Annotated in this window: 24 protein-coding genes; 10 read left to right on the top strand and 14 right to left on the bottom strand. The window is 73.9% G+C overall.

Translation table 11 applies throughout. The features are described 5' to 3' along the window. Positions 1 to 2: 2 nt before the first annotated feature. The 7 genes from BLQ67_RS03635 to BLQ67_RS03605 form a co-directional block, all read right to left on the bottom strand. Positions 3 to 899, bottom strand: coding sequence for a DUF4349 domain-containing protein (locus tag BLQ67_RS03635; protein WP_157674655.1), 897 nt, complete (start codon positions 897 to 899; stop codon positions 3 to 5). A gap of 84 nt (positions 900 to 983) precedes the next feature. Beyond that, positions 984 to 1,943 carry a TetR/AcrR family transcriptional regulator gene (locus BLQ67_RS03630; protein WP_092502536.1) on the bottom strand — a complete coding sequence of 320 codons (960 nt, stop codon included), beginning with the start codon at positions 1,941 to 1,943 and terminating at the stop codon, positions 984 to 986. Beyond that, positions 1,940 to 2,755 (bottom strand): aldo/keto reductase, encoded by an 816-nt coding sequence (locus tag BLQ67_RS03625; protein ID WP_092502534.1) that lies wholly within the window; start codon positions 2,753 to 2,755, stop codon positions 1,940 to 1,942. Before BLQ67_RS03625 ends, BLQ67_RS03630 begins: the two co-directional genes overlap by 4 nt. 118 nt (positions 2,756 to 2,873) lie before the next feature. After that, complete coding sequence (locus BLQ67_RS03620; RefSeq protein ID WP_092502532.1) at positions 2,874 to 3,440, bottom strand: pyridoxine/pyridoxamine 5'-phosphate oxidase; 567 nt, start codon at positions 3,438 to 3,440, stop codon at positions 2,874 to 2,876. Between the two features lie 40 nt (positions 3,441 to 3,480). Then, the gene (locus tag BLQ67_RS03615) at positions 3,481 to 4,683 is read right to left on the bottom strand and encodes an MFS transporter (RefSeq protein ID WP_092502530.1); all 1,203 of its coding nucleotides are present in this window, start codon (positions 4,681 to 4,683) and stop codon (positions 3,481 to 3,483) included. A gap of 169 nt (positions 4,684 to 4,852) precedes the next feature. Beyond that, entirely contained in the window at positions 4,853 to 5,590 is a 738-nt protein-coding gene (locus tag BLQ67_RS03610) for an SDR family NAD(P)-dependent oxidoreductase (protein WP_092502528.1), read from the bottom strand. A 47-nt stretch (positions 5,591 to 5,637) separates the two neighbouring features. Then, positions 5,638 to 6,798 carry a thiolase family protein gene (locus BLQ67_RS03605; protein ID WP_092502526.1) on the bottom strand — a complete coding sequence of 387 codons (1,161 nt, stop codon included), beginning with the start codon at positions 6,796 to 6,798 and terminating at the stop codon, positions 5,638 to 5,640. A 183-nt stretch (positions 6,799 to 6,981) separates the two neighbouring features. Here BLQ67_RS03605 and BLQ67_RS03600 point away from each other — a divergent pair, with 183 nt between their 5' ends. After that, positions 6,982 to 8,703: a carboxylesterase/lipase family protein gene (locus tag BLQ67_RS03600; RefSeq protein WP_157674654.1), complete on the top strand. Its 1,722-nt coding sequence runs from the start codon at positions 6,982 to 6,984 to the stop codon at positions 8,701 to 8,703. A 40-nt stretch (positions 8,704 to 8,743) separates the two neighbouring features. Here BLQ67_RS03600 and hrpA read toward each other — a convergent pair whose 3' ends face one another. Next, entirely contained in the window at positions 8,744 to 12,505 is a 3,762-nt protein-coding gene (gene hrpA / locus BLQ67_RS03595; protein WP_172802243.1) for an ATP-dependent RNA helicase HrpA, read from the bottom strand. Between the two features lie 59 nt (positions 12,506 to 12,564). Then, entirely contained in the window at positions 12,565 to 12,750 is a 186-nt protein-coding gene (locus BLQ67_RS03590; protein ID WP_092502520.1) for a hypothetical protein, read from the bottom strand. A 72-nt stretch (positions 12,751 to 12,822) separates the two neighbouring features. On the opposite strand from BLQ67_RS03590, the gene BLQ67_RS03585 reads away from it, so the two are divergent. Next, positions 12,823 to 13,272 carry a GNAT family N-acetyltransferase gene (locus BLQ67_RS03585; protein WP_092502518.1) on the top strand — a complete coding sequence of 150 codons (450 nt, stop codon included), beginning with the start codon at positions 12,823 to 12,825 and terminating at the stop codon, positions 13,270 to 13,272. A 104-nt stretch (positions 13,273 to 13,376) separates the two neighbouring features. Here the strand turns inward: BLQ67_RS03585 and BLQ67_RS03580 are convergent, their stop codons facing one another. Continuing rightward, positions 13,377 to 13,724, bottom strand: coding sequence for a hypothetical protein (locus tag BLQ67_RS03580; protein WP_092502516.1), 348 nt, complete (start codon positions 13,722 to 13,724; stop codon positions 13,377 to 13,379). A gap of 95 nt (positions 13,725 to 13,819) precedes the next feature. Between BLQ67_RS03580 and BLQ67_RS03575 the strand changes: the two genes are divergently transcribed. Beyond that, a complete protein-coding gene (locus BLQ67_RS03575) occupies positions 13,820 to 15,580 on the top strand; it encodes a DEAD/DEAH box helicase (RefSeq protein WP_231945151.1) in 1,761 nt (586 codons plus the stop codon). 9 nt (positions 15,581 to 15,589) lie between these two features. Here the strand turns inward: BLQ67_RS03575 and BLQ67_RS03570 are convergent, their stop codons facing one another. Beyond that, positions 15,590 to 16,237 (bottom strand): hypothetical protein, encoded by a 648-nt coding sequence (locus BLQ67_RS03570; protein ID WP_092502512.1) that lies wholly within the window; start codon positions 16,235 to 16,237, stop codon positions 15,590 to 15,592. Positions 16,238 to 16,429: 192 nt separating this feature from the next. Between BLQ67_RS03570 and BLQ67_RS03565 the strand changes: the two genes are divergently transcribed. The 4 genes from BLQ67_RS03565 to BLQ67_RS03550 all read left to right on the top strand — a co-directional run bounded on the left by BLQ67_RS03565 (position 16,430) and on the right by BLQ67_RS03550 (position 19,273). Continuing rightward, positions 16,430 to 16,717, top strand: a complete 288-nt coding sequence (locus BLQ67_RS03565; protein ID WP_092502510.1) for a DUF1540 domain-containing protein — start codon at positions 16,430 to 16,432, stop codon at positions 16,715 to 16,717. A 97-nt stretch (positions 16,718 to 16,814) separates the two neighbouring features. Next, positions 16,815 to 17,462 (top strand): hypothetical protein, encoded by a 648-nt coding sequence (locus BLQ67_RS03560; RefSeq protein ID WP_157674653.1) that lies wholly within the window; start codon positions 16,815 to 16,817, stop codon positions 17,460 to 17,462. Between the two features lies 1 nt (position 17,463). Then, on the top strand, positions 17,464 to 18,336 hold the full coding sequence (locus tag BLQ67_RS03555; RefSeq protein ID WP_092502506.1) for an alpha/beta hydrolase: 873 nt from the start codon (positions 17,464 to 17,466) through the stop codon (positions 18,334 to 18,336). A 106-nt stretch (positions 18,337 to 18,442) separates the two neighbouring features. Next, positions 18,443 to 19,273: an aldo/keto reductase gene (locus tag BLQ67_RS03550; RefSeq protein WP_092502504.1), complete on the top strand. Its 831-nt coding sequence runs from the start codon at positions 18,443 to 18,445 to the stop codon at positions 19,271 to 19,273. 90 nt (positions 19,274 to 19,363) lie between these two features. Here the strand turns inward: BLQ67_RS03550 and BLQ67_RS03545 are convergent, their stop codons facing one another. After that, positions 19,364 to 20,029 (bottom strand): alpha/beta hydrolase family protein, encoded by a 666-nt coding sequence (locus BLQ67_RS03545; protein ID WP_092502502.1) that lies wholly within the window; start codon positions 20,027 to 20,029, stop codon positions 19,364 to 19,366. Then, entirely contained in the window at positions 20,026 to 20,643 is a 618-nt protein-coding gene (locus BLQ67_RS03540; RefSeq protein WP_092502500.1) for an NAD(P)H-dependent oxidoreductase, read from the bottom strand. Before BLQ67_RS03540 ends, BLQ67_RS03545 begins: the two co-directional genes overlap by 4 nt. Positions 20,644 to 20,721: 78 nt before the next feature. Here BLQ67_RS03540 and BLQ67_RS03535 point away from each other — a divergent pair, with 78 nt between their 5' ends. Together BLQ67_RS03535 and BLQ67_RS03530 are read left to right on the top strand one after the other, a co-directional pair. Continuing rightward, entirely contained in the window at positions 20,722 to 21,327 is a 606-nt protein-coding gene (locus BLQ67_RS03535; RefSeq protein ID WP_092502498.1) for a TetR/AcrR family transcriptional regulator, read from the top strand. Then, the gene (locus BLQ67_RS03530; protein ID WP_092502496.1) at positions 21,324 to 22,208 is read left to right on the top strand and encodes an aminoglycoside phosphotransferase family protein; all 885 of its coding nucleotides are present in this window, start codon (positions 21,324 to 21,326) and stop codon (positions 22,206 to 22,208) included. The genes BLQ67_RS03535 and BLQ67_RS03530 overlap by 4 nt, the downstream gene beginning before the upstream one ends. Positions 22,209 to 22,211: 3 nt before the next feature. On the opposite strand, the gene BLQ67_RS03525 is transcribed toward BLQ67_RS03530, so the two are convergent. Beyond that, entirely contained in the window at positions 22,212 to 23,777 is a 1,566-nt protein-coding gene (locus tag BLQ67_RS03525) for a dolichyl-phosphate-mannose--protein mannosyltransferase (RefSeq protein WP_157674652.1), read from the bottom strand. A 42-nt stretch (positions 23,778 to 23,819) separates the two neighbouring features. Between BLQ67_RS03525 and rsmI the strand changes: the two genes are divergently transcribed. After that, positions 23,820 to 24,644, top strand: a complete 825-nt coding sequence (gene rsmI / locus BLQ67_RS03520) for a 16S rRNA (cytidine(1402)-2'-O)-methyltransferase (protein WP_092502492.1) — start codon at positions 23,820 to 23,822, stop codon at positions 24,642 to 24,644. The last annotated feature ends 12 nt before the right edge of the window (positions 24,645 to 24,656 follow it).

The raw sequence follows: 24,656 nt of genomic DNA, 5'->3' as shown, positions 1-24,656 counted from the left end.
CGTCATGGTATGGGCGAAGAGGCATCCCCCGGCGAAGGCGCGCTGGGGGACAGACGCGCTGTGCGACGTCGTGCTACGACCACGACGACCGCCACGGGGATGGCCAGCACCGCGAGCCAGGGCAGCACGGCGCCTGCCGCGACCGCCACCGAGCCCGCCGCCGCGACGAGCGCACCCCATCCGGCGGCCAGGCCGTCGAGGAACGTCGAGGGCTCGCTCGGCGCGATGGCCTCCGACGCGATCGACACCGTGATCGTCGACAGCGCCACCTGGTCGGCGAGCGACGACTGCTGCGCCAGCAGCGACTCGAGCTCGCTCGTGCGCGTCGTCAGCTGCCCCTCGATCTCGAGCAGCGTCTCGGTGTCGGCGGCGGTCGCGAGCAGCGCCGTGAGGCGATCGACCGACGCGCGCGCCGACGCGACGCGTACGTCGAGGTCCTGCACCTGCTGCGACACGTCGACGCTCGACACGTCGACGTCGCGGACGTCGCCGACGTCGCGCAGGTCGTCGAGCAGCGCATCCACCTCGTCGGCGGGCACGCGCAGCGTGAGCTCGGCGCGTTCGGGCACGTCGTCGGCGCCCGCCGACTCCGATCGCGACGACACCGAGCCGCCCGCAGCCGTGGCGAGGTCGGCGGCGGCGTCGGCTGCCTCGATGGGCGCCTCGGCGACGATCGACACCCACCCGGTGACGATGACCGACTGCGCGTCGGCGTCGACGGCGGGCTGCGAGGCGTCGAACCCGTCGGCGCCGCCCGACGTCGCGACGTCGGGCGAGCCCTGCTCGACGGCGGGCAGGGGCTGCGGAGCGGACTCCGCCGTGGTGCCGGACTGCGTGGATGCGCAGCCGGCCAGCAGCAGGGCCGCGGCTGCCGCGGCGAGGGGAGCGATGGTGCGCATGCTCGCACGGTAGGCCGCGGAGCCCGCTCGCCACAGCCCAACCGAGGCGGGCATTCGCACGTCCGACGCGTCGCGCCGAGGGGCTCAGGACCGCTTGCGCGCCTTCGCGTCGGCCTTCTCCTGCGCCTTCGCCTCGCGCTCGCGGGTGCGCTCCTCGGCCGCGGCCTCGCGCTCGATCGCCCGCTCGGCGACCTTCTGCGCCTCGCGCCGTGCCTCCGCGAGCCGCGCCTCCGCCTCGCGCACTGCCTTCATCGTATCCTTCACCTTGCGATCGGCGACGACGCCGGGCGGGATGCGGTCGATCGCGGCGTCGTCGTGGCCGCCGCGGTCGATCCACGCCTGCAGGCCGTCGAGCAGCCGGTTGAGGCCGAAGAAGAACGCGCGGTCGGTGCTCGCGAGCGGCTCGTCGAGGATGCCCTCCTGCACGGCAGCCGCGAGGTGCGGGAAGCGCTCGACCGTCACGAGCTCGCGCAGCGCGCCGCGCATGTCGTCGTCGATGCGCGTCTCGTGGCCGGACTCGCCGAACAGGCCGATGTAGCCCATGAGCAGCAGCGCGATCGACACCTTCGACTCGTCGGGCAGGCGCAGCTCGTCCATGGCGCCGAGCGCGCCGTCGAGGATCGCGAGGCGATTCGGCGTCGTCGGCGTCGCCGACGGCGGCATGCTCGCGAGCCACGGATGCGCCTGATAGCCGGCGCGCACGTACGTCGCCCACGTGCGCAGGCGCGTGCGCCAGCCGCCGTCGGCGGGCGGCGAGTGGATCTCGGATGCCCGGTCGACCATGAGCAGCAGCAGGTCGTCCTTGCCGGTGACGTACCGGTAGAGCGACATGGGCGTGAAGCCGAGCGCCGTCGCGACGCGGCCCATGCTCACGGCCTCGATGCCGTCGGCGTCGGCGATGACGATGGCCGCCTCGACGATGCGCTCGGTCGACAGCTCGCGCTTGGGACCGCGCTGCGGCAGCTCGGCGACGCCCCACGCGATCGCGACGGCGTGGGGGAGCGTGGGAGCGCCGGGCGTCGGCACCGACGATGGCCGACTCACGGGCGATCCTGCGGCGCCGTGCCGGTGCGCACGCCCGACTCGAGCGCGGCGATGCGCGCCAGGTGCTCGACGGAGAGCGCGGGGATCTCGGCGATGTTCTCGGCGAGGCGCGACGCGTGCATCGACTTGGGCGCCGCGGCACCGCCGAGCTGCAGGTGCCAGCGCAGCACGACCTGGGCGGGCGTCGCATCCACCTCGGCGGCGATCGCGACGAGGGTCGGGTCGTCGAGCAGGCGGCCGCGGCCGAGCGGGCTCCACGCCTGCGTGACGATGCCGTTCGCGGCATGGAAGGCGCGCAGGTCGTGCTGCGGCAGCCACGGGTGCGACTCGACCTGGTTGACGACGGGCCACTCGCCCGTCTCGTCGAGCAGGGTCTGCAGCTCGGCCTCGCCGAAGTTCGCCACGGCGATCCACCGCACGCGACCCTCGTCGCGCAGCGTCTGGAAGGCACGCCACGTCTCGACGAACGTGCCGCGCGGCGCGCGCGGCCAGTGGATCATGTAGCCGTCGATCACGTCGAGGCCGATGCGCTGCTCTGATGCGGCGAAGTCGGCGAGCACGGCGTCGTACGACTGCACGGGGTCGCCCCAGAACTTCGTGACGACCTGCAGCTCGTCGCGCATGCCGCTCTCGCGCACCGCGGCACCCATGGCGGCCTCGTTGTCGTACATCTGCGCGCCGTCGATGAGTCGGTACCCGGCCGCGAGGCCGTCGGCCACGACCCGTGCCGTGTCGGCGGGCGGCACCTTGTAGAGGCCGAGGCCGATCGCGGGGATGCTCGAGCCGTCGAGCAGGGGCAGCTGGGCGACCATGCACCCATCCTGGCAGCGGATGCCCCCAATCGGCTGCCCGGCAAGGAATTGAGGTCTTCGGCCTCTTTTGATGTCAAAAGAGGCCGAAAACCTCGACTCCGTTCGCCCGGTGCGGGTCTCAGCCCCGCCCGACGCCCTGCTCGAGCCGCCAGTGGTGCCAGCCGTCGCGCTGCCGCTGGTACTCGACGCGCACGTGCCGCCGGTCGTGCGTCGCCTGCATGGCCTCGACGCGGTCGGGCTGCACGGCCCAGACCCGCCACCGCGGGTCGTCGACGCCGTCGTAGCCGGGCCGCTCGCGCCAGTCGGCGAGCGAGGCGGCCTCGTCGAGCTCGACGACGGATCCCGCGAGCTCGAGCTGCCTGCCGAGCGGTCGCCAGAATGCGTGCAGCGTCGCGTACGGCCGCTGCGCGAGGTGATGCGCCTTGCGCGACGACAGCGACGACGCCACGAGCACGCCGCGCTCGTCGACGTCCTTGATCACGAGGGTGCGGCTCGCGGGGCGGCCGGCGTCGTCGATCGTCGTGCACGTCACGGCGTGCGGCTGCCGCTCGCCCGTGACGATCGCATCCTCGAGCCACGCGCGCACGAGGTCGAGCGGATCGGCGGGCACGGCATCGGGGTCGAGCACGGGCAGGTCGTCGGGGAACGCGGGCAGGCCGCGCAGGCGGTCGCGGAGGGAGGCCATGCCTCCACGGTGCGCGCGTCGCGGGGCGACGCGCAAGGGGTCAGCGGGGCAGCTCGACCGGTGCGGTCTCGGGCGGCTCGCCGATGCCCTGCGTGAGGTCGGGCTGCCTCGCGCGCAGCACCCACGCGACGATCGCGGCGGCGCTCGCGAGCACGAAGGCGACGGCGAAGCCGCCGATGGGGCCCTGCCAGTCGATGAGGATGCCCGCGACCGCCGAGCCCACGGCCGCGCCGATCAGCTGGCCCGACCCGATCCATCCGTACGCCTCGGGGGTGTCCGAGAACTTCACGGTCGCCGCGACGATCGACGACATCGCCGACAGCGCCGGCGCGATGCCGATGCCCGCGAGGAAGAACATGAGCGCGAGCCACCAGAAGTCGAGGATCAGGCACGCGAGGCCGAAGCCGACGGCGCACACGGCGATGCGGATCGCGAGCGAGCGACGGTGGATGGTGAGGCCGCCGAGCGAGAGGCCGCCGACGAGCGAGCCGAACGCGTTCGCCGCGATGACCATGCCGGCCTCGAAGCCGTCGTGGCCGAAGACCGACACGACCGCGGCCTCCGATGCCGCGAAGCCGCCGATGAGCAGCATGCCCGTGACGACGACGAGCACGACCGGCACCTTCTTCAGCACGCCGCCGATGCGCTTCGCCGACGGCGGGATGCGCATGCGGCCGACCTCGGGGGAGAGGATGAACCACAGCCCGCCGAGCAGCTGCACCGCCGCGGCCGTCACGAGGCCCTCGACGGTGCCGACCTGCGTCGAGATGAACGTGATGGCGACGGGGCCGACGACCCAGATGATCTCCTGCAGCGTCGCGTCGAGGCTGAAGAGCCGCGTGAGCAGCCGCTGCGTGACCATCGTCGGATAGAGCGTGCGCACCGCGGGGGTGATGGGCGGCATCGCGAGGCCCGCGATGGCGCCGATGCCCGTCATGGCGATGAGGCTCAGCGGCAGCAGGGCGATCGTGAGGATGCTCGCGGCGGCGACGACGAGCGTGAGCAGCAGCACGGGGCGCGTGCCCCAACGGCTCATCCACCGCGTCGTGAGCGGACCGGCGACGCCCTGGCCGATCGAGAGGGCGGCGAGCACGAGGCCCGCGGCGGCGTAGGAGTCGAACGTGCGCTCGACGTGCAGCAGCAGCCCGAGCGAGTACATGCCCTGCGGGAATCGGGCGACGAGCTGCGCCGTCATGATGCGTGCGACGCCGGGGGCTTGCAGGACCTCCCCGTACGCGCGCATGTCCGCGAGCCTATCCCGTGCCTGGCCGTCTGCTGGGTGCAGTCAGGCCTACCCCATGACTGGTCACAGATGCACGTCACTGGTCAGAGATGCACGCATGACTGGTCGCAGTTGCACCGAAGCTGCGACCAGTGTGGTGCAACTGCGACCAGTCATCGAGATGGCAGGGTCAGCGCGGCGCCATGCGGATCGCGCCGTCGAGGCGGATCGTCTCGCCGTTCAGCATCGGGTTCTCGACGACGTGCCGCACGAGCGCCGCGTACTCCGACGGGTCGCCGAGGCGCGAGGGATGCGGGATCTGCTCGGCGAGCGACGCCTGCGCCGCCTCGGGCAGCCCCGCCATCATCGGCGTGCGGAAGATGCCGGGCGCGATCGTCATGACGCGGATCCGACTGCGCGCGAGCTCGCGGGCGAGCGGCAGCGTCATCGCGGCGACGCCGCCCTTCGACGCCGAGTACGCCGCCTGCCCCACCTGCCCGTCGAACGCGGCGACGGATGCGGTGTGCACGAGCACCCCGCGCTCCTCCCCGATGGCGTCGGTCTCCTGCATCCGCGCCGCCGCGAGCCGTGCGACGTTGAACGTGCCGACGAGGTTGACGGCGATGACGCGCGAGAACCGCTCGAGCGGCAGGGGCCCCTCCTTGCCGACGGTGCGCTCGGCGGTCGCGATGCCCGCGCACTGCACGACGATGCGCAGGGGCGCAGCCTCGCTCGCCGCATCCACGGCGCTCTGCACCTGGTCGGCGTCGGTGACGTCGGTCTCGACGTAGTGGATGCCCTCGTCGTCGCCCGCGCGCATGTCGGCGACGACGACGCGAGCGCCCGCATCCCGCAGCATCGCGGCGGTGGCGGCGCCGAGTCCGCTCGCGCCGCCGGTGACGAGCGCGCTGGAGCCTGCGATGTCCATGGAGCCTCCTCGTGAGCTGGGTGGGTGGGTCTCGGGAACGAGCAGCGTCAGAGCCGCTCGACGAGCGTGGCGTTGGCCATGCCGCCGCCCTCGCACATCGTCTGCAGCCCGTAGCGGGTGCCCGAGCGCTCGAGGCCGTGCACGAGCGTCGTCATGATGCGCGTGCCGCTCGAGCCGAGCGCGTGGCCGAGGGCGATGGCGCCGCCGCGGGCGTTGAGCCGGTCGCCGTCGCCGCCGATCGCGGCGAGCCACGCGAGCGGGATGGAGGCGAACGCCTCGTTGACCTCGACGAGGTCGACGTCGTCGATGCGCATGCGCTGGCGGTCGAGGATGCGCTCGGTCGCGGGGATGACGCCCGACAGCATCTCGACGGGGTCGGAGCCGACGGCGACGGAGTCGACGATCCGCACGCGCGGCGTGAGCCCGTGGGCGGCGGCGAATGCCTCGCTCGTGACGAGCACGGCCGAGGCGCCGTCGGTGAGCGGCGAGGCGTTGCCGGCGGTGACGGCCCAGTCGAGGCCCGGATGCTGCGCCGCGAGCGCGTCGGTGCGGAACGCGGGCTGCAGCGTCGCGAGGCGCTCGACCGTCGTGCCGGCGCGGATGGTCTCGTCGACGCCGTGGACGCCGTCGATGCCCGCGACCGTGAGGATCTCGTCGCCCCAGTCGACGGCGGCGGCGCGGGCGTGGCTGCGGGCGGCGTACTCGTCCTGCGCATCCCGCCCGATGCCGAAGCGTGCGGCGACGAGCTCGGCGGCGACGCCCTGGTGCGTGAGGCCGGGGAAGCGGCCGTGCACCTGGCCGGGGATCGGGTCGTGCCCGATGGCGGCGGAGCCGATGGGATGCGTCGACATGAGCTCGACGCCGCACGCGATCACGCAGTCGGCGAGCCCCGACGCGATGGCGGCGTGCGCGAAGTGGATGGCCTGCTGGCTCGAGCCGCACTGCCGGTCGATCGTCGTGCCGGGCACGGTCACGGGCAGGCCGGCGGCGAGCGCGGCGGTGCGGGCGACGTTCTGCGTCTGCTGCCCGACCTGGCTCACGCATCCCGCGTACACGTCGTCGACGAGCGCCGGGTCGATGCCCGCCCGATCGACGAGCTCGGCGATCACCGTGCCGAGCAGCGCGGCGGGATGCCAGGCGGACAGGGCACCGCCGGGCTTGCCCCTGCCCGATGCGGTGCGCAGGACGTCGACGATGACGGCGCTCACGGTCCCAACCTATCGGCGGCGCTCCTGCCGGTGATGGGTCACTTCTTGTCGCGGAGTGGTCGCTTCCGTGCGAAGAGGGGTCACTCGATGCCACGACACGCCGCAGGAAGTGGCAGGAAGTGACCCCTCTCACGGCACCGGCGACACAGGCGCGGCAGAGGAGGGATGCGTAGCGTCGAGCGGGTGAGCAGCGAGCGGACGGATGCGGGCGCGGGCGGCGCTCGCGACCTCGTCATCCCCACGCCCTCGGGCCGAGTGCGCGGCCGGTGGGAGACCGTCGGCTCGCCGAGCTCCCGCGCCCACGGCCGCGAGACCGCGCAGGTCGCCGCCTTCCGCGGCATCCCGTACGCCGAGGCGCCGACGGGCGCGCGACGCTTCCGGGCCCCGGTGCCGAAGGCGCCGTGGGACGGCATCCGCGACGCCACCGCGAACGGCGCGACGCCGCAGCGCATCGGCGACCCGCGCGCGCTCATCCCCGAGCCGAGCGTCGACGGCGACGACACCCTGCACGTCACCGTGCTCACCCCCGACCCGAGCCCCGACGCGAACCTGCCGGTGCTCGTGTGGATCCACGGCGGTGGCTACACGACCGGCTCGCCCGCGAGCCCCTGGTACGGCAACGGCACGTTCGCGCGCGACGGCGTCGTCACGGTGCTCGTCTCGTACCGGCTCGGCTTCGACGGCTTCGGCTGGATCGAGGGCGTGCCGCAGAACCGCGGCGTGCGCGACTGGCTCGCCGCGCTCGAGTGGGTGCAACGGCACGTCGGCGCGTTCGGCGGCGACCCGTCGCGCGTGACGGTGGCGGGGCAGTCGGCGGGCGGCGGCGCCGTGCTCACGCTGCTCGGGATGCGCGCCGCCGAGGGCCTGTTCGCGCGGGCCTGGGCAGCATCCCCGGCGCTCGCCGACGTGCCCGAGCAGACGGCCCGCGCCCTCGCAGCACGGCTCGGCGACCGCCTCGGCATCGGCGCGCACGGCGGCGTGCCGCTGCTCGAGACCATGCGGCGCACGACCGAGCGCGACGTGCTGCGCGCGCAGCCGAAGGCGCGTCGCGGCGCTGGCCGTGGCCTGTACCGCCTCGCCGACGAGCTGCTCGCGATCGGCCCCGTCGTCGACGGCGAGCTCGTCGAGCGACCGACGATGGAGGCGCTCGCCGCCGGCGCGGGCGCGACGGTGCCGCTCGTCGTCGGCGCGATGCACGACGAGCTCGCGCTCACCGAGGCGCTCGTGCCGCGCTGGCTGCACGGCGCGACCGGCGCGCTGCGGGCGATCCCGAGCAGCGTCACGCTCGGCGCCGCGCACGTCGATGCCGCGACGCGGCGCGCGTACGTCGCCGCCAATCCCGACGCCGCCCGCGCCGGCGCGGGCGCGCTCGCGTGCCGCTACCTCTCCGACGTCATCTTCGGCGGCGCCGTCGTGGGTGCCGCGCATGCGCGCGAGCACGCATCCGATCCGAGCGTGCGCGCGCGGCGCACGCTCGAGCATCCGGATGCGGCGGTGCGGGCGGGCGAGCGCGTGCCGGCTGCGCTCGCCGAGGGCGCCGACACGTGGGCGTACCGCTTCGACTGGGCGTCGCCGACGCGTGGCGGCGCCGTGCACTGCGTCGACGTGCCGTTCGCGTTCGACGCGCTCGGCGACGCGCACGCCGACCACCTCGTCGGCGTCGACGCCCCGCAATCGCTCGCCGACGCGGTGCACGGCGCGATGGTCGCCTTCGCCACGGGCGGCGACCCGGGCTGGCAGCCCTGGTCCGACGAGCCCGGCGCGACGCGCATCCTCGGCGCAGCCTCCGACGTCGTCGCAGACCCGGCGCCCACGGTCGACCCGGCCGGGTGGTCGCGCGTCGCCCCGCTCATCACAGCGGGAATCGCCCCGCGCCGCCCCCGCGTCCCCGGGCCACGGAGTTGAGGGTTTCGGCCCGATGCGACCTCACATCGGGCCGAAACCCTCAACTCTGCAGGGCGCGGCGGATGCGCTGCACCGACACGGGGCCGCGGGCGCCGAGCGTCTGGGCGAAGAGGCTCACGCGCAGCTCCTCGATCATCCAGCGCGCCTCGACGAGCGGCTGCGCCGCCGTCGAGGGGAGGGGGATCGCGCCGCCGGCGGCGCGCAGGGCGGCAACTGCATCGGAGACCTCCGCCATCCACTGCACGTCGCGGTGCGCCGTCTCGGGCAGGCGTCGCACGCGATGCTCGACGGCCTTCACGTACACGGTCAGGCGCGACAGCCGCGAGACGCCCGCGGCGACGATGAACCCGTCGTGCACGAGCCCCTCGAGCGTCGCCCGGGCGTCGGCGAGCTGCGCCATGAACGCGAGCGACGACACGTCGCGGATCGCCGCATCCGCCGCCCGCGCCGCCGTCAGCACCGCAGCGACGCGCGCCGTGACGTCGAACATCCGCTCCACGAGCCCCAGCGACACGGCCGTGCGGATGCGCGCGAAGTCCTGCGGCGACCGCACCGACCCGCCCAGGGCGAGCTCCTCGTCGACGATCGCCAGCAGCACGTCGTCGAACAGCCGCGCCGTCGACGGGTACGGGGAGGCGCCGAGCGCGAGCCGCTCGGCGTTCGACAGGTTCGCCTGCACGTACGACTGCGGCGACTGCACGGCGTCGGCGAGCATGCGGCGCACGGCGGCGTGCTCGGCGGCGTCGCGCTCGGCCTCGGTCGAGAACAGCGCCACGTCGACGCGGCCGCCCTTCGCGAGCCGGTGCCCGGGGTAGGCGCGCACGGTGCCCTGGCCCTGGCGCACGTCGACGAAGCGCGGCAGATCGGCCTCGAATCCATCGACCCCGGTGCGCTCGAGGTCGTGCGTGACGACGGCGGCGACCTCGACGGTCGCCTGCCGCGCGAGGCGAGCCTGCAGCGCCGGTAGGTCGCGCCCGGCGCCGAGCACCTTGCCCTTCGCGCCCTCGACGACGAAGCGCGGCAGCAGATGGCCGGGCACGCGCGCCCACTCGACGTCCGACGCATCCGCGGGCGTGTGCGCCGTGGCGCGGATGCGGTCGGCCAGCACCTGCGCGATCGGCTCCCCGGTCGGCGCGGCCGGCAGGTCGACGAGCATCGACCGCGCCCAGTCGCCCGCGGGCACGACGTGGCGGCGCACGTGCTTCGGCAGCGCCTTGATCATGGCGGTGAGCAGCTCCTCGCGCATGCCGGGCACGAGCCAGTCGAAGCCGGCGGGCGTGAGGCGCGGCAGCAGCGCGATGGGCACGTGCACCGTGAGGCCGTCGTCGTCGGCGCCCGGCTCGAACCGGTACGACAGGCGCAGCGTCTGGTCGCCCTGCCGCCACGTCGTCGGGTACTGGTCCTCGGCCGGCCCCTCCTCGCGCCCCAGCAGGTCGTCGCGCGTGAACGTCAGCAGGTCGGGCGTCGCGCTGCGCGTCTCGCGCCACCAGCGCTGGAAGCCTCGCGCATCCGTCACGTGCATGGGGATGCGCGCGTCGTACAGCTCGACGATGCGCTCGTCGTCGAGCAGCAGGTCGCGGCGGCGCTGGCGCTCCTCGAGCCGCTCGATCTCGGCGATGAGCTCGCGATTGGCGGTGAGGAAGCGCTCGCGCACCTGCCACTCGCCGGCGACGAGGCCGTGGCGGATCATGAGGTCGCGCGCGAGCAGCGCATCGACGCGCGACAGCTGGATGCGCCGCTGCGGCACGATCGGCACGCCGTAGAGCGTGACGCGCTCGGTCGCGATCGCGGCGCCGTCGCGCTTCGACCAGCGCGGCTCGAACCACTGCCGCTTCACGAGGTCGCCGGCGAGCGGCTCGGCCCACGCGGGGTCGATGCCGGCGACGACGCGCGCGAACAGCCGCGACGTCTCCACGAGCTCCGCGGCCATGACAGCCTGCGGCTGCTTCTTCGACAGCGTCGACGACGGATGGATGTGGAACCGCGTGCCGCGGCCGCCGACGAAGTCGCGCTTCTCGGCATCCCGCACGCCGATCTGGCTCAGCAGTCCGGCGAGCAGCGCCTTGTGGATCTCGGTCGCGCTCGTCGAGAACGGCTCGGCGCTCGTCTCCGACCCGCGGCCGCGGCCTCCACCACCCCGCGAGCCCGACGGCTGCGCATCCCTCGGCAGCGACCGCTCGAGCTGCCGCACGACGTCCTGCCACTCGCGCACGCGCAGGAAGTTGAGGTGCTCGTCGCGGCACATGCGGCGGAACTGGTTGCCCGAGCGCTGCCGCTGCTGCTCGCGCAGGTAGCGCCACAGGTTGAGCAGCGAGATGAAGTCGGAGGTGGGGTCGGCGAAGCGCGCGTGCAGCTGGTCGGCGCGCGCCCGATGCTCGAGCGGGCGCTCGCGCGGATCCTGGATCGACAGCGCCGCGACGATCGGGATGACGGCGTCGGCGACGTGGTGCTCCACGCCCGCGAGCACCATGCGCGCGAAGCGCGGGTCGACGGGGAGGCGCGAGATGCTGCGGCCGACGCGCGTGACGGCGCCCGAGCGCTCGATGGCCTGCAGCTCGCGCAGCAGGTCGGTGCCGTCGGCGATCGCGCGGCGCTCGGGCGGCTGCAGGAAGGGGAAGTCCTCGAGCGGGCCGAGGCCGAGCGTCGCGGCCTGCAGGATGACCGACGCGAGGTTCGTGCGCAGGATCTCGGGGTCGGTGAACGCCGGCCGCTTCGCGAAGTCCTCCTCGGCGTAGAGGCGGATGGCGATGCCGGGCGCGACGCGGCCCGCACGGCCCGAGCGCTGGTTGGCGGAGGCCTGGCTGATGGCCTCGATCGGCAGCCGCTGCACCTTCGCGCGCGTCGAGTAGCGCGAGATGCGGGCGGTGCCGGTGTCGACGACGTTGCGGATGCCCGGCACCGTGAGGCTCGTCTCGGCGACGTTGGTCGCGAGCACGACGCGGCGCCGCACGCCTGCCGGGCGGCGCTCGAAGACGCGGTGCTGCTCGGCCGCCGACAGACGCCCGTAGAGGGGGAGGATCTCGACGCCCGCGCCGAGGCGGCCCGCGAGCGCATCCTGCGCATCCCGGATCTCGGCCTCGCCCGAGAGGAACACGAGCACGTCGCCCTCGTCGTCGCGCCAGATCTCCTGGATGGCGTCGTGGATGCCGTCGATCGGGTCGACGTCGTCGTGCGCGTCGTCGCTGTCGTCGTCGTCGTCCGACATCGCCTCGCGCGTCAGCGGGCGGTAGCGCACGTCGACGCCGTAGGTGCGGCCCGAGACCTCGATGATCGGCGCGCCGCCGAAGTGGCGCGAGAACGACTCGGGGTCGATCGTCGCCGACGTCACGATGACGCGCAGGTCGGGACGGCGGGGGAGGAGGCGCTGCAGGTAGCCGACGAGGAAGTCGATCGTGAGCGAGCGCTCGTGCGCCTCGTCGATGATGATCGTGTCGTACTGCGTGAGGTCCGGATCGCGGTGGATGCGGTTCAGCAGCACGCCGTCGGTCATGACGGCGACCTTCGTGTCGGCCGAGACCTTGTCGGTGAAGCGCACTTGGTAGCCGACCTCGGCGCCGAGCTCGACCTGCAGCTCCTCGGCGACGCGCTCCGCGATCGTGCGAGCGGCGATGCGGCGCGGCTGCGTGTGCGCGATGGCCGTGCGCCCGATGTCGAGGCAGATCTTCGGCAGCTGCGTCGACTTGCCCGAGCCCGTCTCGCCCGCGACGATCACGACCTGGTTCGCCTCGATGGCGGCCGCGATCTCGTCGCGCCGCGCGGAGACCGGCAGGTCGGCCGGATAGGCGATGTGCATCCCGCCCATCCTCTCGCAGCCCGGGCGCGTCGGATGCGCGGGTCCGCTGGAGGCGGACGGGGAGCGCGCTACTCGGGCAGCTCGCCCGGCGCGAGGCGCTGCTGCTGGCGCCACAGGTCGCCGTAGCCGAGGCGCTCCATGTAGCGCTCGACGAGCTGCTCCTCGTCGAGCTGGCCCTTCGTGAACTGGTCGAGGTCCGCCTGGAACTCGGGCGTCACCGGGGGCATCTCGCTGGGGATCTCGGGGTCGGACATCGCGCCACCTTCCGTCGCGTGGATGGTAGCGAAGCCGCGCAGGCGCCGGCTGTGGGCTGGCAGCATCGAGGCATGGCAGTGACGATCCGACCCGTGCGCCCCGACGACCGCGAGCAGTGGGCGACGCTGTTCCGCGCGTACCGCGAGTTCTACCGGCTCGAGGCCGACGAGGCGGTCGTCGATCGCGTGTGGTCGTGGCTCGCGGATGCCGACCACGAGGTGCGCGGGCTCGTCGCCGAGGCCGACGGCGCGCTCGTCGGCATCGCTCACCACCGCCGCTTCGCGCGGCCGTCGACCGGCACGGTCGGCGTGTGGCTCGACGACCTCTACGCCGCCGAGTCGGTGCGCGGCACGGGCGTCGGGCACGCGCTCATCGCGCACCTCGGCGGCATCGCGGCGCTCGAGGGCGCATCCGTCGTGCGCTGGATCACCGCCGACGACAACGTGACGGCGCAGCGCCTCTACGACCGCGTCGCGACGAGGACGCGCTGGCTGACGTACGACGCGACGCCCGGCGCCTGACGCCACCCCGTCTGCGTTTCGCAGGCGATTCCGCCTCTCAAGGGAGCATTCCCCTCAAGAGGCGGAATCGCCTGCAAGACGCAACGACCGACGAGCGCGCGTGGCTACGGCAGGTCGCGCGTCGGCGTCGGGTCGTCGGCGTCGTTCGTGTCGCCGTCGAAGGGGTTGTCGCCGATGAGCGGCGGGGCCTCCTCGCCGTTCGGTCCGCGTCGCTCGAGCACGAGCAGCGCCGCGAGCATCGACACGATGCAGAGGCCCAGGTAGATCCACCCCACGGTCGCGAGCACGATGCCGCCGAACGTCACCGTGATGCCCAGGATGCCGAGCACGCTCCACACGAGGCCGATGACGATCAGGGCGCCGATCGTCACGACCCACCAGCGCGGACGCGTGCGCCACGCGGCGATCGAGATGGCCACCGCGATGGCGAGCAGTCCGATGGGGAAGTGCATGCTGCGGATGCTACGCCGCACCCGTGCGAGCACGCTGGGATCGCAGGCGCCGCGCGTTCGTGTCGTGTCGGATGCGGCGGCTACCGTGGACCGTCATGTCGAGCGAGCCCCAGCACTACGGTTCGTGGGCCGCCGACCACCTGAGCCCCGCGTATCCAGAGCGTGCCGCGTGGGGCACGACGCAGACGCTGCGTGCGTGGCAGCAGGAGGCGCTGACCAAGTACTTCGAGCGCGAGCCGCGCGACTTCCTCGCCGCCGCGACGCCCGGCGCAGGCAAGACGACGTTCGCGCTGCGCCTCGCCTCCGAGCTGCTGCGTCGCGGGGCCGTGCGCCGCGTCACGGTCGTCGCACCGACCGAGCACCTCAAGACCCAGTGGGCCGACGCCGCCGCGCGCGCCGGCATCCGCCTCGACCCCGAGTTCCGCAACGCCCACGGCGAGGCCGCCAGGCACTACCACGGCGTCGCCGTGACGTACGCGCAGGTCGCCGCCCGCCCCGCGCTGCACGAGCGCATGACGCGCTCGGCCGACTCCCTCGTGATCCTCGACGAGGTGCACCACGCGGGCGACGCCCTCTCGTGGGGCGACGCGGTGCGCGAGGCGTTCGCGCCCGCCACCCGCCGTCTGTCGCTCACGGGCACCCCGTTCCGCAGCGACGACGCGCCCATCCCGTTCGTCGAGTACGCGCCCGCCGCCGACGGCGTGCGCTACTCGGCCACCGACTACGACTACGGCTACGCCCGCGCGCTCGCCGACCACGTCGTGCGCCCCGTGCTGTTCATGGCGTACGCGGGCACGATGGAGTGGCGCACGTCGATGGGCGAGCAGATGCGCGCGACCCTCGGCCACGAGGACGCGAAGGACATCACGTCGGCCGCGTGGCGCACGGCGCTCGACCCGGGCGGCACGTGGATCCAGCAGGTGCTGCGCAGCGCGGATGCGCGCCTCACGCAGGTGCGCGAGCTCGTGCCCGACGCGGGCGGGCTCGTGATCGCGACCGACCAGGCGCAGGCGCGCCAGTACGCGCAGATCCTCGAGGGGCTGTGCCGCGAGAAGGTCACGGTCGTGCTGTCGGACGATGCGGGCGCGAGCGCGCGCATCGAGGAGTTCTCGGCGGCCGAGTCGCGGTGGATGGTCGCCGTGCGCATGGTGTCGGAGGGCGTCGACGTGCCGCGCCTCTCGGTGGGCGTGTACGCGACGTCGTCGGCGACGCCGCTGTTCTTCGCGCAGGCCATCGGCCGCTTCGTGCGATCGCGCCGCCGGGGCGAGACCGCGACGGTGTTCCTGCCGTCGGTGCCCGTGCTGCTGCAGCTCGCCGCCGAGCTCGAGCGGCAGCGCGACCACGCCCTCGGCAAGCCGACCGACGACGACGAGCTGCTCGACGACTCCCTCATGGAGGCGGCCGAGAAGCCCGACAAGGAGGACCGCGAGGAGGCGCCCTTCACGTGGCAGCCGCTCTCGTCGGCCGCCACGTTCGACAAGGTGCTGTTCGGCGACCAGGAGTTCGGCCAGCTCGTCGAGCCCGGCACCGACGAGGAGCTCGACTTCATCGGCATCCCCGGCATCCTCGAGCCCGAGGAGGTGTCGGAGATGCTGCAGCGCCGCCAGCGCAGGCAGGCGTCGCGCATCGCCGAGAAGCCGGTGCAGCCGCAGCCGGACGCGCTGTTCCGCTCGCTGCGCGAGGATCGGCAGCTGCTCAACGCGCTCGTGTCGATCGTCGCGAAGAAGCGCAAGCAGACGCACGGCATGGTGCACGCCGAGGCGCGACGCGTGTGCGGCGGCCCCGAGGTCGCGAAGGCGTCGATGCAGCAGCTGCGCGACCGCATCCAGTACCTGCGGCGCGCGATCGACGCCTGAGGCGCGGGCTCAGCCCCCGACGGTGAAGTCGGAGTGCACGACCTGCATCGTCGACGCATCCATCGGCACGCCCGTCTGCGTCGCGAGGTCGGCGACCGCCGCGTCGTCGAGGCCGCGGTCGGCGCTCGTGAGCCACACGACCTTCTGCGTGGTGGTGCCGTCGGCGGCGGGCGGCTGCGACCACTCGGCGGGCGCGCCGGCGCCGTCTGCGACGTAGCCCGCGGCCGTCGCCCACGCCTCGAGCGCGGGCACGGGCGCGGGGTCGGCGCCGACGAACGCGACCGACACCTCGACGATCGACGAGCCGCCGGGACCGTCGGCGATGCCGAGGTAGGTGACGGTGCAGCGCACGTCGAGCCCGTCGAGCGCCGCGGGGTCGACGAAGCCCGCGGCGGGCGCCATGGACGCGAGGACCTCGTCGTCAGTGCCGACGAAGCCGGTCGGTGCCATGGCGTTGGTGGCGAGCAGGTACGCGTCGCCGCACTGCGGCGCCTCGGCGACGGGCTCCTCGGTCGGGGAGGGCGATGCCGACGGAGTCTCGGACGCGGTCGGGGACGGCGACGCCGAGGGCGCCTCGGATGCCTCGGGCTCGGCGGTCGCGCAGCCCGCGAGGGCGATGGCGAGGATCGCGGAGAGGGCGAGGAGGCTGCGCCGCATGCGTGGCTCCGATGCTCGAGGGAACGCGCATCCAGGGTGCGGCACGCGCCTGGCAGACGGCTCCGAGCGGGTCGTCGCAGCGCGCGCCAGGTAAGGCTGTCCTCACCCGAAAACCCCCGGTCAGGGCAGCCTGACCTTGCTGGACACGCCGTCACGACGGGTGCATCCTGGCTCAGAGTCGAGGAGGAAGTCATGACCATCGAGCAGCTCCCCACCGTCACGTCGTGCAGCGCCACCGACTGCGGCTACAACCACGACGGATGCCACGCACCCGCCATCACCGTCGGCGGCGACGGCGCAGGCTGCGCCACGTTCCTGCCGCTCGGCATCGACGGCGGCCTGCCCAAGGTCATCAGCCACGTCGGCGCCTGCCAGCGCACCGAGTGCGTGCACAACCAGTCGGCGCTGTGCCTCGCGGGCGAGGTGCGCATCGCCGGCGGCCAGGGCACCGCCCACTGCGAGACCTACGAGGCCGCCTGATCCCTCGGCGCTCCGCGCCCCGCGTGACCACTGACGTCCCGTCGCTCCTGCGGCGGGGCGTCAGCGCGCATCCAGCGCTCGATGCTTCGCTGACGCCATGAGCCTGCCGCACCCTCCGGGCGATCCGATGGCGCCGCCCGTGCCGCGCACCGTGCCGATGCCGGCGACGCCCGGCTCGCCGCTCGAGCCGCTGCGGCCCGGCCGCCGTCTCGATCGGCGGCACTGGCTGCTCGCCGGACTGCTCGGCATCGTCGGCGGCGCGCTGCTGCTCGACGGCGTGCTCAGCATCACGCCCGTGCTCTCGGGTGCGCAGGTGCCGATCGAGTCGATGGCGCTCGCTGCGGGCGGGGCCGCCCTCGGGCTCGTCGCGATCGTCGTCGCCTTCTCGCTCGCTCCCGGGAGCCTCGGTCGGCGCGCCCTCGGCATCGTGATCGTGCTCGTCGGCATCGGCCTCGCCGTCGGCCTGGTCGCCCTGCTCTTCGGCGGCCCCGTGCGCATCCCGGTCGAGGTCCGCTGGGTCGCGAGCCCGCAGTCGCTGCTCGTCGGCACGGGCATCGTCGGGTGGCTGCTCGCCTCGGGCGCGCGGTGGTGGGCGTTCCTCGTCGTGCTGCTCGCCCCCGCCATCCCCGCCGTCGCGTCGGCCCTGCTGTTCCAGGGCTCGAGCCTCGCGATCCTCGCGCCGCAGGCGCTCGCGCTCGTGCTCGCGCTGCTCGCGCTGCTGCTCTCGATCCCCAGGAGGCGCTGACATGCTGCGGCGCCGCACGTTCCTCGCAGGCTCCATCGCTGCCGCGGCCGCGCTCGCCGGCTGCGCGCCCGACCCCGTCGGCGAGCTCGTCGACGAGGATGGAGCGGTGACGACCACGCACGAGTACGGCGACGATCCCGCGCAGGTCTGCGACCTCATCCTCCCCTCCGGCGAGGCCCGCGGCACGGTGATCCTCGTGCACGGCGGCTTCTGGCAGGCCGGGTACGACCGCAGCCTCGAGGATGCGGTCGCGGCCGACCTCGTCGCCGACGGCTACGCCGTGTGGAACGTCGACTACCGCGGCGTCGGCGCCGGCGGCGGCTACCCCGCGACGTTCGCCGACCTCGCCGCGGCCGTCGACCTGCTCGCGACGGTCGGGCCAGACGCGGGCGTCGCGATCGACCGCGTCGCGATCGTCGGCCACTCGGCGGGCGGCCACCTCGCGCTCTGGGCGGCGGGCAGGCACCTGCTGCCCGAGGATGCGCCGGGCGCGAATCCCGCGCTGTCGCCGATCGCGGCGTGCAGCCAGGCCGGCGTCAACGACCTCGTCGCGGCGCAGGCGGAGTCGGTGGGCGGCGGCGCCGTCGCGTCGATCCTCGGCATCGGCCCCGACGTGCCGGTGCCCGCCGACCTCGCCGCCACGACGTCGCCGCAGCAGATGCTGCCGCTCGGCGTGCCGCAGCTGATCGTGACCGGCGACGCCGACGTGCTCGTGCCGCCGTGGCTCTCGGAGGACTATGCGCCGGTCGCGACGGCCGCCGGCGACGACGTGCGCCTCGAGGTCGTCGCGGGCGAGGACCACTTCGCCCACCTCGACCCCGGCAGCGACTGCTGGGCGCAGGTTCGCGCGTGGCTGATCGACGTCATCGGCTGACCCCGCGTCGCTAGGCTCGGACGGTCGAGCGCATCGCGGCATCGACGGCCGAGCGCGGCGACCCCGCGCGGCTGCCGCGAGCGTCGGCGAGACGAGAAGGAGCCTCATGACGTCCATCCCCACCGTCGCACTCAACGACGGCACGTCCATCCCGCAGCTCGGGTTCGGCGTGTTCAAGGTCAACCCCGCCGAGACCGAGCGCATCGTCACCGACGCGCTCGAGGCCGGCTACCGCCACATCGACACCGCCGCCGTCTACGGCAACGAGGAGGGCGTCGGCCGCGCCATCGCCGCCTCGGGCATCGCGCGCGACGAGCTCTACGTCACGACGAAGTGCTGGAACGACGACCAGGGCCGCACCGCCTCGCGCGACGCGATGGCGTCGAGCCTCGAGAAGCTCGGCCTCGAGAAGGTCGACCTGTACCTCATCCACTGGCCGTGCCCCGAGAAGGGCCTGTGGCAGGAGACCTGGACGACGTTCCAGGAGCTGCAGACCGAGGGCCTCACGACGTCGATCGGCGTCTCGAACTTCGACCACCGCTACCTGCCGGCGCTGCTCGCCGAGGGTGGCCCCAAGCCCGTCGTCGACCAGATCGAGCTGCACCCGCAGTTCCAGCAGCGCGAGACCGCCGCGATCGCCGCCGAGCACGACATCCTGCTCGAGGCGTGGGGTCCGCTGGGCCAGGGCAAGGTCGACTACGAGTCGCAGGTCGCGTCGATCGCCGCCGCGCACGACAAGTCGTGGGCGCAGGTGCTGCTGCGCTGGCACCTGCAGCAGGGCCGCATCGTGTTCCCCAAGTCGAACCGTGCGACGCGCATGCGCGAGAACATCGAGGTCTTCGACTTCGAGCTCTCGGCCGACGAGATCGCGACGATCGACGCGCTCGACCAGGGCGTCGCCGGCCGCGTCTCGGCCGACCCCGCCGAGGTCAACTGACCGCGCACGATCCGCGTTGGCCGGCGGGCCGCATCCCCTGTGGATGCGGCCCGTCGGTCGCGTCGGGGAGGGATGCGCGGCTGGTGAGCGTCAGCCGACGGTGGCGCGCAGCCAGTCGACGACCCGGGGCGCGAGCTCGGTCGCGATGACCTCGGGCGTCCTCTTGTTGCCGGCCACCTCGAACGAGTGTCCTCCGCCCTCGACGGCGTCGATCGTCGCCGAGCCGCCGATGCGCTCGACGACGCCCTCGAGCAGGTCGCCCGACGAGAACGGGTCGTTCGTGCCCTGCACGATCCGATGCGGCGTCGTCATGCCGTAGAGGTGCTCGTCGCGCAGCCGCTCGGGCTTGCCGGGCGCGTGCAGCGGGTAGCCGAGCGACACGAGCGCGTCGGCCGGCATTCCCTCGGCGACCGCCATCGTGGCCATGCGGCCGCCGAACGACTTGCCGGCGGCGACGAGCGGCACGTCACCGAGGGTGCGGGCCGCGTCGGCGACCGAGCGCCAGGCAGCGATGGCGGCGGGCGCGCGGTCGGGGAAGCGCTTGCCCGCGGTCACGTAGGGGAAGTCGAAGCGCACGACCCGCAGCCCGGCGTCGGCGAGCGCATGCGCCATGCCCACCATGAAGCCGTGGTCCTTGCCGGCGCCCGCGCCGTGCGCGAGCACGACGGTCGCCCACGCCGTGCCCTCGGGCTCCGAGACGACCGCCTCGATGTCGGCGGCATCGGCGTGCGGGATGGCGAGGGGAGCGTCGGTCACCGCACCATCATGCCCGGCGTCGACCGCTCGTCCGAGCGGCGGCCCGCGTCGGTCGCGGCGCCGTCGCGGCGCGCGTCCGAGGCCATGCGGTCGAGCCAGCGCTCGCGCCGCTCGGGCGTCGACGACCGCACGCTCGTCGCGCGCGTGAGGCGCACGGGGCGGATGCCGCAGAATCGCAGCGTCGTCGTGCGCAGGTGCCGCACGGTGGTGTCGCCGACGAGCGGCAGGTACCAGCGCGGGGAGTCGCTCGTCACGACGAGGCGGCCCGTGCGACCGGCGAGGAGGCCCTCGGGCGTGCCGCGCTCGGTGTAGCGGAACGCCTCGCCGTACACGAGCACCCGGTCGAGGAAGCCCTTGAGCAGCGCGGGCACCGATCCCCACCACACGGGGGTCACGACGACGACGTGCTCGGCGTCGCGGATGGCCTGCAGCGCGTCGGCGAGGTCGGGCTCGAAGGGCTGCTCGCCGCGGTAGCCGCGATGCAGCACGAGATCGAAGTCGAGGTCGCGCACGACGAGCAGTCGCGCGTCGTCGCTCTCGGCGGCGTAGCGCGCGGCGAGCGCTGCCGAGAGGGAGTCGGGGTTCGGGTGGCCGTCGATGACGAGGGTGCGCATGGCGAGCTCCTTGCTCGAATCAAATCTTGACAGTGTCCACAATCTGGACACTGCCCAGCATCGGGTACGATCTTGCGCATGTCAAGATCCGAGTCGCGCTACCACCACGGCGATCTCGCCAGCGCGCTCGAGGCGGCGGCCGACAGCCTGCTCGCCGAGCGTGGCGCCGCATCCCTGAGCCTCCGCGAGGTCGCCAGGCGCGCGGGCGTCAGCCACAACGCGCCCTACCACCACTTCGCCGATCGCCATGCGCTGCTGCAACGGCTCGGCATCCGCCACATGACCCGGCTCGTCGAGGCACAGCGCGCCGCGGGGGACGGCGAAGCCGACGCGCGGGCCGCGTTCGTCGCGATGGGCGCCGCGTACGTGGGCTACGCGCACGAGCACCCGCAAGGGTTCGCCGTGATCTTCGATCCCGAGGTGTGCGTGCCGGGGCAGACGGGGTCGGAGATGACGGCCCTCATCGCCGAGAACGAGGCGCTCATCGGCGCAGCGATCGCACGCATCGCGCCGGACCTCGGCGCGCAGGAGGTCGAGGCGGCCGTCGTCGGCGCCTGGGGCGCCGCGCACGGACTCGCGCAGCTCGTCGCCGCCGGACACGTGCCGATCGAGGCGGTGCAGCCCGCGTTCGAGGCCTACCTCGCGATCGGCGCCACGCTCACGACCGCTCCCGAGCGCGCATGACCGACCCGCCGCGCATCGACGCGGCGCTCGTCGCGCGTCTCGTCGCCGCGCAGCTGCCGCACCTCGGGCATCTGCCCGTGCGGCCGGTCGACCGTCAGGGCAACGACAACCGCACGTTCCGGCTCGGGCCCGACCTCGTCGTGCGCCTGCCGAGCGCTGCGGGCTACGTCGGCGCCGTCGCCGTCGAGGATCGCTGGCTGCCCGTGCTCGCGCCGCACCTGCCCGTGCCGGTGCCCGAGCCCGTCGCCGTGGGCGAGCCGGGCGAGGGCTACCCCTTCCCCTGGGCGGTGCGCCGTTGGGTGCCTGGGGAGCCGCTCGTGCCCATGGGCATCGCGTCGGACGCGTTCGCCGCCGACGTAGGCGCCTTCCTGCGCGCGCTGCATCGCATCCCTGCCGCCGACGGTCCGCCGGCAGGGGAGCGCACCTTCCATCGCGGCGGGCACCTCGGCGTCTACGACGGCGACGTGCGGCGCGCGCTCGGCACGATCGGTTGGACGATCGACGCGGATGCGGCCGAGGCGATCTGGGAGCGGGCGCTCGCGTGGTCGTGGCAGCGCGAGCCCGTGTGGGTGCACGGCGACGTCGCCGCGACGAATCTCCTGCAGGTCGACGGGCGACTCGCGGGCGTCATCGACTTCGGTCAGGTCGGCGTCGGCGACCCGGCGTGCGACCTCGTGCTCGCCTGGACCGGGCTCGACGCATCCGGTCGCCGCGTGCTGCGCGACGCGGTCGGGCTCGACGACGACACCTGGGGCAGGGCGCGCGGCTGGGCGCTGTGGAAGGCGCTCATCACGCTCGAGGATCCGCGATCGGCGCAGCGTGACGTGCAGGCGCGTGCCCTCGCGGCGGTCCTGACCGATCCCGTCGTCGACGACGACTAGGGGTCAGCGCCAGCCGGGCAGCCAGTACCGCAGGCGCAGCAGGTCCTCGTGCTCCCACACGCCGTACCAGATGGGGGCGAAGAAGATCGTGGCGGCGATGGCGAGCACGACGAGGGCGGCGACGAGGATGCGGCCGACGCGCGCGGTCATGGGCCGCACGCGGCCGTGCACGAGTCGCCACAGCAGGTAGGCGAGCCCGATGACGAGGAACGGCTCGAACACGATCGTGTAGAAGGCGAAGATCGTGCGGTCGGGGAAGGCGAGCCACGGCACGTAGCCGGCCGCGACGGCGACGACGAGGAACGCGGCGGTGCGGTCGAGCCGCGAGCCCATGCGGTAGAGCAGCACCGCGAGGGCCGCGACGGCCGGGAACCAGATCACGGGGTTCGCGAGCGCCGTGATGAACGTCATCTGGTCGCCGTCGAGGTGCAGCAGGAACGCGGTGGGGCGCAGCAGCAGCAGCCACTGCCACGCGGGGCTCTCGAACGGGTGGTCGTTCGTGAGGCCGACGTGGAACGTCCACATCTGCTGGTGGTAGTGCCACAGCGCCTGCAGCCGCTCGGGTACCCACGCGAACGCGCCGGTGAGCAGCTCGCCGGGGTTGTCGCGCGCCCACGACGAGCCGTAGCCGCCGCCGAACCAGCCCGTCCACGACACGAGGTACACGGCGAGAGCCGGCAGCATGACGAGCACGAGGCTCGTCGGCGCCTGCGTCAGCAGGGTGCCGACGTGCCAGCCGCGGATGCCCGCGCGGCGCCGGTCGAGCGCGTCGAGCGCGACCGACCACAGGCCGAACGCGGCGACGAAGTAGAGGCCCGACCACTTCACGGCGCACGCCGCGCCGAGCATCGCACCGGCGGCGACGACCCACGGTCTCGACCAGAGCGCGGGCCCGAGCCAGGATCCGGGATGCGCGTGCCGCCAGCGCACGATGCGCGCTGGCGCGCCGCGTCGGTCGAGCAGGAGCGCTGCGGCGGCGGCGAGCACGAAGAGCGCGAGCGTCTGGTCGAGCAGCACCGTGCGGCTCATGACGATCGCCTGGCCGTCGATCGCGAGCAGCAGGCCCGCGAGGGCGCCGAACGTCCACGAGCGCGTGAGGGCGCGGGCGACGAGCATCGTCAGCACGACGACGAGCACGCCGACGAGCGCCGCGGGCCAGCGCCACGCGAACGGGTCGTCGATGCCGCCGAGGCCCATGCCGATGCCGAGGATCCACTTGCCGAGCGGCGGATGCACGACGAACGACGGCGTCGACTGCAGCGTGGAGGTGCCGTCGACGAACGCGTCGTTCGCGTCGTCGGGCCACTGCCCCTCGTAGCCGAGCTGCCACAGCGAGTACGCGTCCTTGACGTAGTACGTCTCGTCGAAGACGAGCTCGTGCGGGTTGCCGAGGTTCGCGAACCGCAGCGTCGCGGCCAGCGCGACGACGCCGATCGGGGCGGCGAGGTCGATGATGCGACGGGCCTGCGGCGTGCGCAGCGGCGCGAGCAGGTCGCGGCGGGGCGCGGCGGGCTCCGGGGCGGCCGGCTGGGCGTCCGGATGCTCGGGGCTGGCATCCGTGAGCGTCACTCGGCGATCCTCCCATGGGCTCATGGGTGCTTGGATCGATGCATGCTCCTCGTCGCCGCCACCCCGATCGGCAACCTCGGCGACGCGACCACGCGGCTGCGCGAGGCGCTCGCCTCCGCACCCGTCATCGCCGCCGAGGACACGCGCACGGCGCAGCGGCTGCTCGCGGCGCTGCACGTCGAGCGCGACGACCGCCCACGGCTCGTGGCCGTGCACGAGCACACCGAGGATGCGCTGGCTCCCGAGCTCGCCGAGCAGGCGCGCGAGACCGACGTGCTGCTGCTCACCGATGCCGGCATGCCGACGGTCTCCGACCCCGGCTACCGGCTCGTGCAGGCGGCGATCGCGGCCGACGTGCCCGTGACGGTGCTGCCCGGACCGTCGGCGGTGCTCACGGCGCTCGCGCTGTCTGGCCTGCCGACCGACCGCTTCGCGTTCGACGGCTTCTTGCCGCGCAAGCAGGGCGAGCGCCGCAGCGCGCTGCGTGCGCTCGCCGACGAGCGCCGCACCGTCGTGCTGTTCGAGTCGCCGCACCGCCTCGCCGACGCGCTCGCCGACGTCGCGCACGAGCTGGGCGACCGGCCCGTGGCCGTCGCGCGCGAGCTCACGAAGCGCTTCGAGGAGGTGCGGCGCGGCACCGCCGCCGAGCTCGAGCCGTGGGCGCGCGAGGGCGTGAAGGGCGAGATCGTGCTCGTGATCGGCGGCGCGACGCCCGCGCCCGCATCCCTCGACGACGCCGTCGCCGGCGTGCTCGCCCGCGTGGCAGCGGGGGAGCGGCTCAAGGACGCCGCCGCGGCCGTCGCCGACGAGACCGGCCGGGGCAAGCGCGAGCTGTACGACGCCGCGCTCGCCGCCCGCCGCGGCTGACCCGCGCGGCCG

The organism is Agrococcus jejuensis (assembly GCF_900099705.1).
Classification (GTDB): Bacteria; Actinomycetota; Actinomycetes; order Actinomycetales; family Microbacteriaceae; genus Agrococcus; species Agrococcus jejuensis.
Note: the sequence above shows the minus strand (reverse complement) of the source record. Positions and strands in the feature narration are given on the sequence as shown.